General features: G+C 44.8%; 1 pseudogene. It reads left to right on the forward strand.

Going from position 1 to position 368, the window contains the following annotated elements:
* Positions 1–368: pseudogene (locus ACTHSP_RS22755) on the forward strand (inorganic phosphate transporter); the annotation flags it as partial.

The following is a 368-nucleotide window of genomic DNA, read 5'->3' on the forward strand; positions in this document are numbered from 1 at the left end:
TATGATGAGCCGGACTTTGATCCTGAAGAATTGCAGTCTGAGTATTATCGCGGTCTGCACCGCTTTGACAGCCGTAAGGGTGAAGTAGATTCTTATAGAGCCCTGCATTCTTGGGTGCCGTTTATTGCTTCTGTCGGCGGCATGATGATTGCGGCAATGTTGATTTTCAAAGGTCTGAAAAATCTGCATTTGGGTATGAGCAACGTCAACAGCTTCCTGACCATTTTCATGATTGGCGCGGCTATTTGGATGGGTACGTTTGTATTTGCCAAAAGTTTGAAACGCAAAGATTTGGATAAATCGACTTTCCAAATGTTCTCATGGATGCAGGTATTTACCGCTTGCGGTTTTGCATTCAGCCATGGTGC

Source organism: Neisseria sp. P0001.S005 (genome assembly GCF_051963715.1).